We start from the raw sequence: 13,792 nt of genomic DNA on the forward strand, positions 1-13,792 counted from the left end.
GCTTCCTCCGGCAGCCCGGGCCGCGTGCCGACAAGAAGTAACCGACGGTCGGGGATCGTATTGAAGGGGCGATCGCCAAGCACGGCGGGGTAAGCCGCGCGCCACGCCCCTAGACTGCCCACCCGTGAGTAAAAGCCCGCTGCGCCGCTTCACCGATCAGCTCGTCCTGGCCAGCATGCGACCGCCGATGGCGCCGCAGGTGCTGGTCAACCGGCCCGCCATGAAGCCGGTCGAGCTCGAGGGCAAGCGCGTCCTGCTCACCGGGGCGTCGTCGGGCATCGGTGAGGCCGGCGCCGAACTGCTGGCCCGCGCGGGGGCAACGGTGGTCGTTGTCGCCCGAAGGCAGGAACTGCTCGACGCGCTCGCGGACCGGATCACCGCGGCGGGCGGCACCGCGCTGTCCATGCCGTGCGACGTCTCCGACATGGACGCGGTCGACGCACTGGTCGCCGACGTCGAAAAGCGGCTCGGCGGGGTGGACATCCTGATCAACAACGCCGGCCGGTCGATCCGCAGACCGCTGGCCGAATCGCTGGAGCGCTGGCACGACGTGGAGCGGACCATGGTGCTCAACTACTACGCGCCGCTGCGGCTGATCCGCGGGCTGGCGCCCGGCATGCTCGAGCGCAAAGACGGCCACATCATCAACGTCTCCACCTGGGGGGTGCTGTCCGAGGCGTCGCCGCTGTTCGCCGTCTACAACGCGTCGAAGGCCGCGTTGTCGATGGTGAGCCGCGTCGTCGAGACCGAGTGGGGCGGCAAGGGTGTGCACTCGACGACGCTGTACTACCCGCTGGTGGCCACCCCGATGATCGCGCCGACCAAGGCCTACGAGGGCATGCCGGCGCTGACGTCCGAAGAGGCCGCCGAATGGATGCTGACCGCCGCGCGCACCCGACCGGTGCGGATCGCGCCGCGGATGGCGATCGCCGCCAAGGCCATCGACACCTTCGGCCCCCGGCTGGTCAACACGCTCATGCAGCGGCAAAGGCTCCAGCCGAACCGCGCAGAGAGCGACTAGATCCCACCGCGACGTGATAGACACGACGTCATGGAGATCCTGGCCAGCCGGATGCTGTTCCGGCCGGCGGACTATCAGCAATCGCTGTCGTTTTACCGGGACCAGATCGGCCTCGCGATAGCCCGTGAATACCCCGGGGGCACAGTGTTTTTCGCCGGCCAGTCGTTGCTGGAGCTCGCCGGCTACGGCTCACCGGACCACTCCCGCGGCCCTTTCCCGGGCGCGCTGTGGCTTCAGGTCCGCGACATCGAGGCGACCCAGGCCGAGCTTCGCGGCCGGGGCGTGGCGATCGCCCGCGAAGCGCGCCAAGAACCCTGGGGTCTCTACGAAATGCACGTGACGGATCCCGACGGCATCACGCTGATCTTCATCCAGATCCCGCCGGACCACCCGCTGCGCCGCGACACCCGCGGTGATCAGGCGGAACGGCCGGTTAACTAAGGGCTAACATCTGACGACAAGTCGAGGTACACCCGCAATTCGACTGGTCCACCGTTCGACAATCGAATCTCCCAACTACGAGAATCAGGCGCTGTGAACATCCAATTGTTCCTCCTCAGCATTGTCGTAATCACGGCACTCGCTTTCGATTTCACCAACGGCTTCCACGACACCGGCAACGCGATGGCGACCTCTATCGCCAGCGGCGCGCTCAAGCCCAAGGTGGCGGTCGCGCTATCCGCGGTGCTGAACCTGGTGGGCGCGTTCATGTCGACCGCCGTCGCCGCCACGATCGCCAAGGGCCTCATCGACGGGCACATCGTGACGCTGGAGCTGGTGTTCGCCGGCCTGGTCGGCGGCATCGTGTGGAACCTGCTGACCTGGCTCCTCGGTATCCCGTCCAGCTCGTCGCACGCACTGATCGGCGGCATCGTCGGCGCCACGATCGCCGCCGTCGGTGGACACGGGGTGCTCTGGAAGGGCCTGGTGTCCCACGTACTCATCCCGGCAGTGGTGGCTGCGATCCTGGCCATCGCCGTCGGGGCGATCGCGACCTGGCTCGTGTACCGGATCACCCGTGGCCTTGAGACTGGACGCACCGAGGCCGGGTTCCGGTACGGCCAGTGGGGCTCGGCGTCGCTGGTTTCGCTGGCGCACGGGACCGGCGACGCGCAGAAGACGATGGGCATCATCTTTCTGGCGCTGATGTCTTACGGCTCGATCAGCCGGAACGCCGCCATGCCGCCCCTTTGGGTCATCGTTGCGTGCGCGCTGTCCATGGCGGCGGGCACCTACCTGGGCGGCTGGCGCATCATCCGCACCCTGGGCAAGGGGCTGGTGGAGATCCAGTCGCCGCAAGGCATGGCCGCCGAGTCGTCCTCGGCCGCGGTCATCCTGCTGTCCACCCACTTCGGCTACGCGCTGTCGACGACGCAGGTCTGCACGGGTTCGGTGCTGGGCAGCGGGCTGGGCAAGCCCGGCGGCGAGGTGCGCTGGGGCGTGGCCGGCCGGATGGGCGTCGCCTGGCTCGTGACGCTGCCGCTGGCCGGTTTGGTCGGCGCGGTCACCTATTGGATCGTCCACCTGATCGGCGGTTACCCCGGCGCCATCGTCGGCTTCGGATTGTTGGTCGCGACGTCGGCCGCCATCTACATCCGGTCGCGCAAGGTCAAGGTCGACCACAACAACGTCAACGCCGAATGGCAGGGCGACCTGACCGCCGGGCTGCAGGATGCCGCCGAGCATCAGCCGCCATCCGACGTGCATCCGACGAACGGCAGCGGCGCCGCCGGCCGGTACGACTCCGACGACCCCACGATGAAGGCGAACGCCTGATGAGTCACTTCAGCGACTGGTTCAACTACCAGGCATCCCTCAAGATCCTGATCTTCTCCATGCTGGCCGGAGCCGCGTTGCCGGGGCTGTTCGCCCTGGGGCTGCGATTCCACGCGGTCGGCGCCGGGCAGGTCACCACCGATGGCAGCGCGCCACAGAAGAACCCGGCGCTGCTCGCGATCGCCTGGCTGATCTATGCGGTCGTGCTGCTGGTGATCGTCTTCGCCCTGCTGTACATCTCCCGCGACTTCATCGCCCACCACACCGGCACGGCGTTCCTCGGAGCAAAACCCAAGTAGCATCGATTGATGCCCACCGCGTTACCGCGCCGTACACCGGGGGGAACAGCGTGAACGGATTTCTCAACTCGATCGTCTCGTGGCTGCGAGCGGGATACCCGGAAGGGATCCCGCCGACGGACACCTTCCCGGTGCTCGCGCTGCTGACCCGCCGGCTGTCCCATGACGAGGTCAAAGAGGTGGCCTGCGAGCTGGTCCGGCGCGGCGAGTTCGACGACGTGGACATCGGGGTGCTGATCACCCAGATCACCGACGAGCTGCCGACACCCGACGACGTCGAGCGCGTCCGGGTCCGGTTGGCGGCCGTCGGCTGGCCGTTCGACGACGCGGAGCAGGCCGAGGACCCCGCATAGCCGTACTGCGCGCCCTCACCGTCCCGCCGGGCTCGGCCGTATCGACGCTGTTACCCGCCCTGGAACGGGTGCTCGACGCCCGCGACCCCGCACTGGTCGCCCTCGACCCCGCCTCGGACGCGCTGCGGGCGGCCCTGCGGGTCGGCGAAGAGATCGACGACGACGTGGCCCTGGTGGTGACGACGTCGGGGACCACGGGTGCGCCCAAGGGGGCCCTGCTCACCGCGGCCGCGCTGACGGCCAGCGCGACGGCCACCCATAACCGCCTCGGCGGGCCGGGCAGTTGGCTGCTGGCCTTGCCGCCGCATCACATCGCCGGGCTGCAGGTGCTGGTGCGCAGCGCCCTCGCCGGCTCGACGCCCGTGGAGCTGGACGTCTCAGCGGGCTTCGACGTCGCCCAATTGCCCGCCGCGACAAGGCAATTGGCATCCGGGCGGCGATACACGTCGCTGGTAGCCACGCAGCTGGCCAAGGCGCTGACCAATCCGGCGGCCGCCGCCGCCCTCGCCGAACTGGACGCCGTCCTGCTCGGCGGCGGACCGGCCCCGCAGGGCGTGCTCGATGCCGCGGCGGCGGCCGGCGTCGCCGTGGTCCGCACCTACGGCATGAGCGAGACCGCCGGCGGCTGCGTGTACGACGGCGTGCCGCTGGACGGCGTCCGGGTCCGGGTGACCGACGGCGGGCGCATCGCCCTCGGCGGCGCGACCCTGGCGAAGGGCTACCGCAACCCCGTGCACCCCGACCCGTTCGCCGAGCGGGGCTGGTTCCGCACCGATGACCTCGGCGCCCTCGACGGGGCTGGCGTGCTGACCGTGCTGGGCCGCGCCGACGACGCGATCAGCACGGGTGGGTTGACCGTGCTGCCGCAACTGGTCGAGGCCGCGCTGGGCAGCCATCCCGCCATCGGGGACTGCGCGGTTTTCGGCCTCGCCGACGACCGGCTGGGCCAGCGGGTGGTGGCCGCGGTCGTGGTGGCCGCGGGCCGCCCGGCGCCGACCCTGGACGCGCTGCGCGCTCATGTTGCACGCACCCTGGACGCCACCGCCGCTCCGCGCGAGCTGCACATCGTCGACGCGCTGCCGCGACGCGGCATCGGCAAGGTCGACCGCATGGCGTTGGTGCGCCGCTTCGCCGGTTCGGCCGGTCAATAGGCTGGTCGACCGTGAGGGTGGCACGTCGGGAGGCAGCGGCCGTCGGGGTCGGGGCGGTGCTGGTGGTGGCGGCGTTCGTGTTGCCGCGGCTGCACTGGGGCGTCCGGCCGCGCACCGATGTGGGGCAGGAGCGATTCGGCACGCACACCGGGGCCCCGCCGATTTTCGGTGCCTGGGAGGTCCACGCCAGCTGGGGCACTGGGCCGGCCATCGCCATCGCGGTGGCCGCGGTGGTCTGGGGACCGATTCTGGCGCAACGCCTCTCGTGGCGGGTGTTGACGCTGGGCACGTGGGCCACCGCCTGCGGATGGGCATTCGCGCTGGCGATGATCGACGGCTGGCAGCGCGGCTTCGCCGGCCGGCTGACCACCAGGGACGAGTACCTGTCGCAGGTGCCCGGCATCACCGACATCCCGGCCGCGGTGCGCACGTTCGCCAGCCGGATCGTCGACTACCAGCCGAACTCGTGGACCACGCACGTCTCCGGGCATCCGCCCGGCGCGCTGCTGACGTTCGTCTGGCTCGACCGGATCGGCCTGCACGGGGGCGCCTGGGCCGGGCTGCTGTGCCTGCTGGTCGGGTCCAGTGCGGCGGCCGCGGTGCTGATCGCCGTCCGCGCGCTGGCCGACGAGCAGACCGCGCGCCGCGCCGCACCGTTCGTCGCCGTCGCGCCCACGGCGATCTGGGTGGCGGTGTCGGCCGACGGGTACTTCGCCGGCATCGCCGCATGGGGCATCGCGCTGCTGGCCCTGGCGGTGCACCGGCCGGTCCGGTTCCCCGTGTGGGCGGCCGCCGGCGCGGGCCTGCTGCTGGGCTGGGGCGTGTTCTGCAACTACGGGCTGATGCTGATGGGGCTGCCGGCCGTGGCGGTGCTGGCGTCGGCCGCCGACTGGCGAGCCGCGCTTCGGGCGCTCGGCCCGGCGACGCTGGCCGCCGTGGCGGTGGCCGTGGCCTTCGCGGTCTCGGGGTTCTACTGGTTCGACGGCTACACCCTTGTGCAGCAACGCTATTGGCAGGGCATCGCCAAGGACCGGCCGTTTCAATACTGGAGCTGGGCCAACCTGGCGTCCGTCGTGTGTGCGATCGGGTTGGGCAGCGTCGCCGGGGTCACCCGGGTGTTCGACTGGGCGGCCATCCGGCGCCGCTCCGGGTTCCACCTGCTGCTGCTGGCCGTGCTGGCCGCCATCGCCTGCGCGGATCTGAGCATGCTCAGCAAGGCCGAGGTCGAGCGGATCTGGCTGCCCTTCACCATCTGGCTCACCGCGGCGCCCGCGCTGCTGCCCGTCCGGTCACACCGGCTGTGGCTGGCGCTCAACGCCGCCGGCGCCGTTGCGCTCAACACCCTCATCGTCACGAACTGGTAGGCGCGGCTACAGGCCGGCCGCGCGGGTGAACCTGGCGAAACGACTGGCCTGCCCGCACGCCTCGCGCACCGCGGCAACGTCGTCGAGCACGTCGATGTCGGCCAACCGCGGCACGGGCGTGACGTGGATATCATTGTCGCGCAACGCTTTCAGGGTGAGCTCCCCGGTGTCGGGCTGGGACATCGGGACGGTGCGCAGGCATTCGGCCATGGCTGGCGCCGCCACGCCGAGCACCCACCAACCGCCGTCGTGGGCCAATCCCAGCACGGCCGGCGCCTCCAGCAGCCGGCGCGCGCAATCGGCCAGCAGCTCGGCGGTCACCTGCGGGGTGTCCATCCCGATCTGCAGCACCGGAAACCCGTCCGCGGCGTCGGCGTGGGCGTTGGCGAGCCGGTCCGCGAAGTCCTCGCCGCGCTGCGGAATCACGGTGAAGGACCGCAGCCGTCGCCGGATCTCGACCGCGCCGGCCGCGGAGTCCAGGTCACCGGTCATGGCGACCACCCGGTTGGCCACCGGCGCGGCGGCCACCGCGTCCAGCGTGTCCAGCAGCGCGGCCGCGGCGATCTCGGCGGCGACGGCGTCCCCGACGCTGGCCGCAAGCCTGGTCTTGGCGCGGCCCGGCTCCGGCGCCTTGGCGACCACCAGCAGCGTCACCGGCAGGACGCTCACGAGATCACCTTCCAGAAGTCGAGGATCGCGGTGATGCTCCCCCGCAGCGAACCGCTGACCTTCGACTTACCGCCCGTCCGGGGGCCGTAGCCGACGTCGAGTTCGACCACGCGCCAGCCGGCCGCGGCGGCGCGCACCAGGAGCTCGAGCGGATAGCCCGAACGCCGGTCGACGACGCCGAGGTTCAGCAGCGCCTCCCGCCGGGCCACCCGCATCGGCGCGATGTCGTGCACAGGCAGTCCGTGGCGGGTGCGCAGCCGCCAGCTCATCACCACGGTGCCGACCCGGGCGACCCAGGGCCAATGCAGTCCGGCCACCGGCCGGCGCCGCCCGACCACCAGATCCGCGCCCTGCTCGAGCGCGGCGACGAGCCGCGGCAGGTCGCCGCCATCCATGGAGCCGTCGGCGTCGATCACCGCCACGATCGGGGTGGTCGCGGCCACCACGCCCGCGTGCACCGCCGAGCCGTACCCGGCCCGCGGCTCCACGACGACCTCGGCGCCGTGCCGCCGCGCGACCCCGGCGGTGTCGTCGGTGCTGTTGTTGTCGACCACCAGCGCCCGGTATCCGGCGGGTATGCCGGCCAGCACGCCGGGCAGCGACTCCTCTTCGTTCAGACAGGGCAGCACCACCGTGACGGCGTCGGGCATGACGCCTCAGAACCCGCGATGGCTGCGCGGCTGCTGCGGGACGAGCGTCTCCTGCGAATGCGTGGGCGGCGCGGTCTCTTGCGTGTGCGGCGGCGGCGAGTAGGTGGTGGGGGGCTGCTCGTGCGAGGTCGGCGGCGGGGAGTACGACGTCGTCGGCGGGGAGTACGACGTGGTCGGCGGCGAATAGGAGGTTGTCGGGGGCGAGTACGAGGTCGTCGGCGGGCTGATCGACGTCGTAGGCGGGCTGATCGAAGTCGTCGGCGGGCTGATCGAAGTCGTCGGCGGGCTGATCGACGTCGTCGGGGGCTCGTAACTGGTCGTGGGCGGGGTGATCGTCGTCGTGGACGGCGGGTTGTACGGCGGCTGCGGGTAGCCGGGTTGCCAGCCCGGGAACGGAACGATGACCGGAACTGGAACGGGCACAACGGGATTCGGGTTGGGCACGCCCCCCGGGGCGCCGGGCTCCACCGGCGCGGCGGGCGCCGCCGGCGCCCCTCCCCCGGCGGGCGGCGCCACCTGTTGCGGAACGGCGGTGGGGGCCGGGAGGGTGCCTCCCTGGAACCCGGCGTTGGGCTGGTCGACCGGGGGCGGCGGCACCGGCGCCTGCTGCTGCGTCGGCAATAGCGGCATGAACTTGCCCGGAGCGGCGTTCTGGTGCCCGACGACGGGCTGTTGACTCGCGGTGGGACGGACGGCGATGGCGATCGCGGCGGCCAGGGACGCGAACCCGACGACGGCGAAGGCGATCACGGCGTTGCCGACCACCAGGGAGCGTCGGCTCAGGCGCGAGGGGATCGCCTCGGTCTGGTCGACGTGGTCGTAGTCGTCGAATTCGGGGCCGTACTCGTCGCCGGCGAACGGCTCGGCGTCATCCGCCATCGAATAGGCCAGCTGCGGCTCCTCCTCGGCCGGCGGCGGCACGACCGTCGTCTCGTCCCCGGTGAGCCCGGGCGCCATCGCCGTCTCGTCCCCGGTGAGCCCGGGCGCCATCGCCGTCTCGTCCCCGGTGAGCCCGGGCGCCATCGCGGTCTCGTCGCCGGTGAGCCCGACGGCCGGCGCCATCGCCGTCGCATCGGCACCGGCCGCGGCCGCCATCGCGGCGCCGCGGGCGACCGCGAACGCGGGTTCGTCGGCGACCTGCACCCGCATGGTCGACGACGCGTCGCGCAACTGGTCGGCAACCTGGGCCAACTCGGGCGAAGCCCCCACCAGGTACACCTCGCCCGGGGCATCCGGCCGGGCGCTGAGTTGGGCCATCATCGTGTTGAACGTCGCGGTGACGTCGCCGCCGGCGAGTGGCTCCCTGGCCAGCACGGTCGGGGGGGAGTTCTGGTCGTCGGCGGAGCCTGGCACCGACAACGTCGCCGTCGCGTCGTCCATCACCAGCACGGCGCCCGGCCGGCCCGCCGCGCGCATCAGGGCGGCCACGGCCTGCGACTCGGAGAGCACTGCGACGTTGGAAACACCGGAGTCTTGCAGCGCCTGGCGCAGCTGGCCGGCCCGCGGATCGTCGCTCCAGCACACGCGGGTGCCGACCAGCCGGTGATTCTCATCCGCCAGGAGCCGATTGGTGCCGACCACCGTCTCGGTGAGTTTTCCGACCGGGTTGTCCTCCAGGTTGACGACGGATTGGTCGATCACGTCGGCGCCCTGCGCGCCCGGCCCGACAAGCGCCAAGCGGGCAACGGGGCCCGTGACCGCGACCCCCAACACGACGTCCATCCCGGTTCTCCTTCGGCTGGTTACCCCACGACCAGCAATGTCCCGGCATCATTACACTTGCGATACCGTTGGCAGTATCAGTTATTCGGGCGACAAGGTTTGCCCATAGCGCAGCGTAACCAGCTTCTCGAACTACAGGACGGTCGCCGCGGAATCCGCCACGGCGTCCGAACGGAGAATATGTTCGCAAGCGAGCAGTGCGGCCGGCTCGGCAGGGCAATCACCCGCCGCGCAACCGAACCCGCGCCACAACCGACCGTCGTCGAATCCCGGGGGGCATGGTGAGCCAGAGCAGCGACGACGCCCCTACCGGCCCCATCGATCACGGGCAGGCGCAGCGAACCACTCGCATCATCCGGCCGGCCGCAGGCGATTTGACCCCGCCCGGGAATTCCACGCGACGCTGGCACGTCGTCAGCGATCTGACCGCCGTCGCGCTCCTGATCGTCGCCCTGTTGCTGCCGTGGAACCTGGACTTCGGCGTCGGGATTCCCGGCAGCAGCCCGGTTCTCTTCGCGGTGCTCGTCGCGGCGACCGCGCTGTCCGTCATCGCCGTCGCCGCGGCCGGTTCCTGGCGGTCGTCCGGTGCGCGGTTCAACCCCGCGGCGGCGGCCCGCCTTCGCCTGGGGCTCAACATCCCCTATGCGCTGCTGGTGCTGGCGTTCGTGGGATTCGACGCGTTCGAGACCGTCAAGTTCGGCGGCACGGTGAACGTGCCGGGCGGCGTCGGGCCGGGCGCGTGGGCCGGCATCGCCGGCTCCCTGCTGAGCGCGCAGGCGGCGGCCACCGGCGCCCGCTCCGGACCGGTCCCCGAGGGCGACGAGTACACCGGCTGGCTGAGGTCGGCCCGGGTCATCGGCTACGCGTCGATGCTGTTGGCGGTGCTCAGTTTTGGCTTCAACCTGTATTGGCGGGTGCGCTACGCGCTGCAGAACGTCGGCGGCGCAGCCGCGTTCGGCACGCAGAACGTCGCGGTGATCGTGACGGCGCTGGTGTACGGCGTGGTGGCGTTGGTCGCCGTGCTGGTCGCCGCCAGGTGGTTGCTGCGCGGCACCCGGGCCTCCCGGCTGGCCACCGTCGCGCTCGGCGCGTCGACGCTGGTCGCCGGGATCGGAGTGTGGATCCTGCCCGCGGGGCGGAACATCGACGCGTTCCACGGCATCGCGCAGAACACCTCGACCGCCGGGGTCGGCTTCGAGGGCTATCTGGCATGGGCGGCCGCCGCGGCGATCTTCGCACCCGGGACGCTCTTCGGTCACCGGAACACCACCGGGGCCGAGGAGGGCGCCTGGCGGGTGGCGGCCCGAAACGGCTTGCTGCTCATCGCCGTATGGGCCCTGGGCTCGATGGCGATGCGGCTGACGGATCTCTTCGTCTCCGTGAGCCTGAATTACCCCTTCTCCCGCTACGACAGCGTGGTGCTGGCGGCGTTCGACCTGGCCACCGCCGTCCTGGCGATCTGGCTGCGCGTCAACCTGGGCAAGGCCGCCCGCTCCGCGCGGCTGATCACGGCGCTGTGCGGGCTGGTCGCCACGCTGAGCGTCGCCCGCGTCGTGGTGGGGGTGGTGTTGGCGCCGCGGTTCGCGGATTCACCCAATTCGCCTGCGCAGCACCCGGTCTACGGCAACAACCTCGCCCAGCAGATCACCAGCACCTTCGACGTGACGCTGTGCGGCCTGGCCCTGTGCATCCTGGGGGCCGCCGTGGTCACCGGACAGCTGCGCGGCCGCCGCCTGCGACGCCGCCGTGCCGTCCCCGGGCCCGCCGTCCCGCCGCCCGGCGCTCCCGCCGCGCCCAGGGCGCGAGTCCCGGTGGGCCACGCGGCCGCGCCGTCGGCCACGGCGACCACGCGGATCGCCACCGGCCCGCGGATCTTCCGGGGCGACGACTCCGCGACGCGCCAGATACCCGTGCAGCGGCCCAAGATCTACCGGCCGCCGCAGGGGTAGGACGCTCAGCGCAGCGGGGCGAACGCGAATTCGCGCAGCCCCTCGGCCGGCTCGATGGCCGCGCGGAAACCCAACACCCGCTCCGCCCGCGACGGGTCGGCGACGATGTGGCGCACGTCGCCGCTGCGGTACTGGCCGGTGATCACCGGTGCGAGCCCACCGCCCCGCGCATCGCAGAGCGCGCCGGCCACCTGCAGGATCGACACCGGCCGCCCCGAACAGACGTTCACCGCGGTGAAGCCGTCCGTGTGCCGGGTGGCCGCGAGGTTGGCGGCGGCCACGTCGTCGACGTGGACGAAGTCCCGCATCTGGCCGCCGTCCTCGAAAACCCTTGGCGGCTTGCCCTTTTCGAGCGATGACCGGAAGATCGCCGCCACGCCGGAATAGGGGGTGTCGCGTGGCATCCCGGGGCCGTACACGTTGTGATAGCGCAGCGCCACCACCGAGCCGCCTGTCGCCTCCGACCACGCCAGCGCGTAATGCTCCTGCGCGGTCTTGCTGGCCGCGTACAGGCTGCGCGGGCGCAGCGCGGCGTCCTCGTCGACCAGGCGCCACTCGAGTTGCTCGCCCCCGGCCGGGCAGCGGTGTTCGAAGAGCCCGGCGTCCAGGTCGGCGCGCCGCCGCGGCAGCGGGTCGACGAGCCCGTGTCGCCCGCAGTGGTACCGGCCCTGGCCGTACACCACCATCGACGACGCCAGCACCAGGCGGCGCACCCCGGCGGCGAACATCTGCGCGAGCAGCACCGTGGTGGCGTAGTCGTTGTGACCGCCGTAGGCGGGGGCATCCGCGGCGTCCACGCCGGCCCCCACCATCGCCGCCTGATGACACACCAGGTCCACCCCGTCCAGCAGCGGCGCCAACGCGTCGGCGTCGCGGACGTCGACGCGGTGACAGCCCTGCGGCAGCACCGGATTCGGGCCGTGCGCGGCCGGCAGCAACGCGTCGACACCGACCACGTCGTGGCCCGCGGCCCGCAGCGCCGCGTCCACCCGCGAGCCGATGAAGCCTGCCGCACCGGTCAGCAACACCCTCATGGCAACTCGAGGGGCAGCGTGACGCCGGTGTGCGGCAGGCAGTGTGCGCAGTCGCGCTCGCCGGCAACGCGGCCGATCGCGTCGCGCACCAGCCCTTTGAACGGACCGATGTTCTTCTCGAATTCGGCGAACACCTCGACGGTCGTCACACCCTCGCCGGCCGCCACACCGGCGTCCAGGTCGGTCACCAAAGCGATTGCCGCATAGCACATTTCGAGCTCCCGAGCGAGCACCGCCTCGGGGTAACCGGTCATGTTGACCAGCGAGAACCCGGCCGACGCGAACCATTGGCTTTCCGCGCGCGTGGAGAACCGCGGGCCCTGGATCACCACCATGGTGCCGCCGTCGACCACCCCGGGCAGGCCGGTGACGGCGGCGCGCAGGGTCGGACAGTACGGGTCGGCGAAGTCGACGTGAACACCGCCGGAGTCGAAGTAGGTGTCGGGGCGGCCGCTGGTGCGATCCACCAGCTGGCCGGGCACCACGATGGCGCCGGGACCGTTCTCGGGTTTGAGGCTGCCGACGGCGCACGGGGCGAAGATGCGCCGGACCCCTAGCTTGCGCAACGCCCACATGTTGGCCCGGTAGGGCACCGTGTGCGCCGAGAACTGGTGGGTGAGGCCGTGCCGGGGCAGGAAGGCGACCTGGTGTCCCGCCACGGCGCCGATCGTCACCGCGGCGCTGGGCGGGCCGTACGGGGTGTCAACGTCGACGACGCGGGTGTCCGACTCGAAGAAGGTGTAGAAGCCGCTGCCGCCGATGACTCCGAGCATCCGCCCATTGTGGTGCATGGCCCGTGTCCGATCGCGGGTGCGGGGGCGCGGCCCACTCCTGGCAGGATGCGTGCGTGGCCAGTTTCGGGCAGTGGATCTCGGGTGCGCGTCCGCGGACGCTGCCCAACGCGGTGGCCCCGGTGGTCGCGGGCACCGGCGCGGCGGCATGGCTGGGATCCGCGGTGTGGTGGAAGGCGCTGCTGGCGCTGGCGGTGGCGCTCGCATTGACCATCGGGGTGAACTACGCCAACGACTACTCCGACGGCATTCGGGGCACCGACGACGACCGGGCCGGCCCGGTGCGCCTGGTGGGTTCGCGGCTGGCCACCCCGCGGTCGGTGCTGGCGGCCGCGGTCGCCAGCCTGGCGATCGGGGCGGCCGCCGGCGTGGCGCTCGCGCTCGTCAGCGCTCCGTGGCTGATCGCGGTGGGCGCGGTGTGTATCGCCGGCGCGTGGCTGTACACCGGCGGCTCGAAACCGTACGGCTACGCCGGTTTCGGCGAGGTCGCGGTGTTCGTGTTCTTCGGCCTGGTGGCGGTGCTCGGCACGGAGTACACGCAGGCGTTGCGGGTGGACTGGGTGGGGCTGGCGCTGGCGGTGGCGACCGGGGCGCTGTCGTCGTCGGTGCTGGTGGCCAACAACCTGCGCGACATTCCCACCGACGAGCGGTCGGGGAAGATCACCCTGGCGGTGCGCCTGGGCGACGCCCGCACCCGCGTGTTGTATCAGGCGCTGCTGGCGACTGCCGGGGTGTTGACACTGGCGCTGACGGCGGCCACGCCGTGGTGCGCGGTGGGCTTGGTGGCCACGCCGCTGGCGCTGCGCGCGGTGCGTCCCGTGCGGTCGGGGCGCGGGGGCCCGGAGTTGATTCCGGTGCTGCGCGATACCGGCCTGGCGATGGTCGTCTGGGCGATCGCGGTGGCCGCGGCGCTGGCGCTGGCCCGCTGATCGGGCGTGCGCCCGCGGCGGGTTATACCGGCGTGTCGCCGCCGTGGATGCACACTCGGGTGCACGAGCGGCACCGGATCCGAT

14 protein-coding genes are annotated in these 13,792 nt (G+C 71.8%); 9 read left to right on the forward strand and 5 right to left on the reverse strand.

What is annotated here, in order from left to right; all coding sequences use genetic code 11:
• Positions 1 to 124: 124 nt before the first annotated feature.
• The 7 genes from A9X04_RS03380 (at position 125) to A9X04_RS03410 (ending at position 5,964) form a co-directional block, all read left to right on the forward strand.
• Entirely contained in the window at positions 125 to 1,021 is an 897-nt protein-coding gene (locus A9X04_RS03380) for an SDR family oxidoreductase (protein ID WP_067917736.1), read from the forward strand.
• A 30-nt stretch (positions 1,022 to 1,051) separates the two neighbouring features.
• Entirely contained in the window at positions 1,052 to 1,462 is a 411-nt protein-coding gene (locus A9X04_RS03385; protein ID WP_067917738.1) for a VOC family protein, read from the forward strand.
• 93 nt (positions 1,463 to 1,555) lie between these two features.
• On the forward strand, positions 1,556 to 2,797 hold the full coding sequence (locus tag A9X04_RS03390; protein WP_067917739.1) for an inorganic phosphate transporter: 1,242 nt from the start codon (positions 1,556 to 1,558) through the stop codon (positions 2,795 to 2,797).
• Positions 2,797 to 3,096 carry a hypothetical protein gene (locus tag A9X04_RS03395; protein WP_067917741.1) on the forward strand — a complete coding sequence of 100 codons (300 nt, stop codon included), beginning with the start codon at positions 2,797 to 2,799 and terminating at the stop codon, positions 3,094 to 3,096. The genes A9X04_RS03390 and A9X04_RS03395 overlap by 1 nt, the downstream gene beginning before the upstream one ends.
• 50 nt (positions 3,097 to 3,146) lie before the next feature.
• Entirely contained in the window at positions 3,147 to 3,449 is a 303-nt protein-coding gene (locus A9X04_RS03400) for a DUF3349 domain-containing protein (RefSeq protein WP_067917744.1), read from the forward strand.
• 68 nt (positions 3,450 to 3,517) lie between these two features.
• On the forward strand, positions 3,518 to 4,600 hold the full coding sequence (gene menE / locus A9X04_RS03405; RefSeq protein WP_067917746.1) for an o-succinylbenzoate--CoA ligase: 1,083 nt from the start codon (positions 3,518 to 3,520) through the stop codon (positions 4,598 to 4,600).
• 11 nt (positions 4,601 to 4,611) lie between these two features.
• Positions 4,612 to 5,964 (forward strand): hypothetical protein, encoded by a 1,353-nt coding sequence (locus A9X04_RS03410; protein ID WP_067917748.1) that lies wholly within the window; start codon positions 4,612 to 4,614, stop codon positions 5,962 to 5,964.
• 6 nt (positions 5,965 to 5,970) lie between these two features.
• Here the strand turns inward: A9X04_RS03410 and A9X04_RS03415 are convergent, their stop codons facing one another.
• The 3 genes from A9X04_RS03415 to A9X04_RS03425 are packed head-to-tail and all read right to left on the reverse strand — an operon-like array spanning position 5,971 to position 9,005.
• Positions 5,971 to 6,633 (reverse strand): DUF2064 domain-containing protein, encoded by a 663-nt coding sequence (locus tag A9X04_RS03415; protein ID WP_067917750.1) that lies wholly within the window; start codon positions 6,631 to 6,633, stop codon positions 5,971 to 5,973.
• On the reverse strand, positions 6,630 to 7,283 hold the full coding sequence (locus A9X04_RS03420; RefSeq protein ID WP_067917752.1) for a glycosyltransferase family 2 protein: 654 nt from the start codon (positions 7,281 to 7,283) through the stop codon (positions 6,630 to 6,632). The genes A9X04_RS03415 and A9X04_RS03420 overlap by 4 nt, the downstream gene beginning before the upstream one ends.
• Before the next feature lie 6 nt (positions 7,284 to 7,289).
• The gene (locus A9X04_RS03425) at positions 7,290 to 9,005 is read right to left on the reverse strand and encodes a hypothetical protein (RefSeq protein ID WP_067917754.1); all 1,716 of its coding nucleotides are present in this window, start codon (positions 9,003 to 9,005) and stop codon (positions 7,290 to 7,292) included.
• A gap of 278 nt (positions 9,006 to 9,283) precedes the next feature.
• Between A9X04_RS03425 and A9X04_RS03430 the strand changes: the two genes are divergently transcribed.
• Positions 9,284 to 10,954: a hypothetical protein gene (locus A9X04_RS03430; protein WP_067917756.1), complete on the forward strand. Its 1,671-nt coding sequence runs from the start codon at positions 9,284 to 9,286 to the stop codon at positions 10,952 to 10,954.
• 5 nt (positions 10,955 to 10,959) lie between these two features.
• Here A9X04_RS03430 and A9X04_RS03435 read toward each other — a convergent pair whose 3' ends face one another.
• Together A9X04_RS03435 and A9X04_RS03440 are read right to left on the reverse strand one after the other, a co-directional pair.
• The gene (locus A9X04_RS03435; protein ID WP_067917758.1) at positions 10,960 to 11,988 is read right to left on the reverse strand and encodes an NAD(P)-dependent oxidoreductase; all 1,029 of its coding nucleotides are present in this window, start codon (positions 11,986 to 11,988) and stop codon (positions 10,960 to 10,962) included.
• Positions 11,985 to 12,761: an S-methyl-5'-thioadenosine phosphorylase gene (locus A9X04_RS03440; RefSeq protein WP_067917760.1), complete on the reverse strand. Its 777-nt coding sequence runs from the start codon at positions 12,759 to 12,761 to the stop codon at positions 11,985 to 11,987. The genes A9X04_RS03435 and A9X04_RS03440 overlap by 4 nt, the downstream gene beginning before the upstream one ends.
• Positions 12,762 to 12,835: 74 nt before the next feature.
• On the opposite strand from A9X04_RS03440, the gene A9X04_RS03445 reads away from it, so the two are divergent.
• On the forward strand, positions 12,836 to 13,708 hold the full coding sequence (locus A9X04_RS03445; protein ID WP_067917805.1) for a 1,4-dihydroxy-2-naphthoate polyprenyltransferase: 873 nt from the start codon (positions 12,836 to 12,838) through the stop codon (positions 13,706 to 13,708).
• The last annotated feature ends 84 nt before the right edge of the window (positions 13,709 to 13,792 follow it).

It is taken from the genome of Mycobacterium sp. E3247 (genome assembly GCF_001667785.1).
GTDB lineage: Bacteria > Actinomycetota > Actinomycetes > Mycobacteriales > Mycobacteriaceae > Mycobacterium.

Coding starts and splice junctions, on each gene's coding strand:
- A9X04_RS03385 (WP_067917738.1), top strand. CDS start 1,052: ATGGAGATCCTGGCCAGCCGGATGCTGTTCCGGCCGGCGGACTATCAG.
- A9X04_RS03395 (WP_067917741.1), top strand. CDS start 2,797: ATGAGTCACTTCAGCGACTGGTTCAACTACCAGGCATCCCTCAAGATC.
- A9X04_RS03420 (WP_067917752.1), bottom strand. CDS start 7,283: ATGCCCGACGCCGTCACGGTGGTGCTGCCCTGTCTGAACGAAGAGGAG.
- A9X04_RS03425 (WP_067917754.1), bottom strand. CDS start 9,005: ATGGACGTCGTGTTGGGGGTCGCGGTCACGGGCCCCGTTGCCCGCTTG.
- A9X04_RS03430 (WP_067917756.1), top strand. CDS start 9,284: ATGGTGAGCCAGAGCAGCGACGACGCCCCTACCGGCCCCATCGATCAC.
- A9X04_RS03435 (WP_067917758.1), bottom strand. CDS start 11,988: ATGAGGGTGTTGCTGACCGGTGCGGCAGGCTTCATCGGCTCGCGGGTG.
- A9X04_RS03440 (WP_067917760.1), bottom strand. CDS start 12,761: ATGCTCGGAGTCATCGGCGGCAGCGGCTTCTACACCTTCTTCGAGTCG.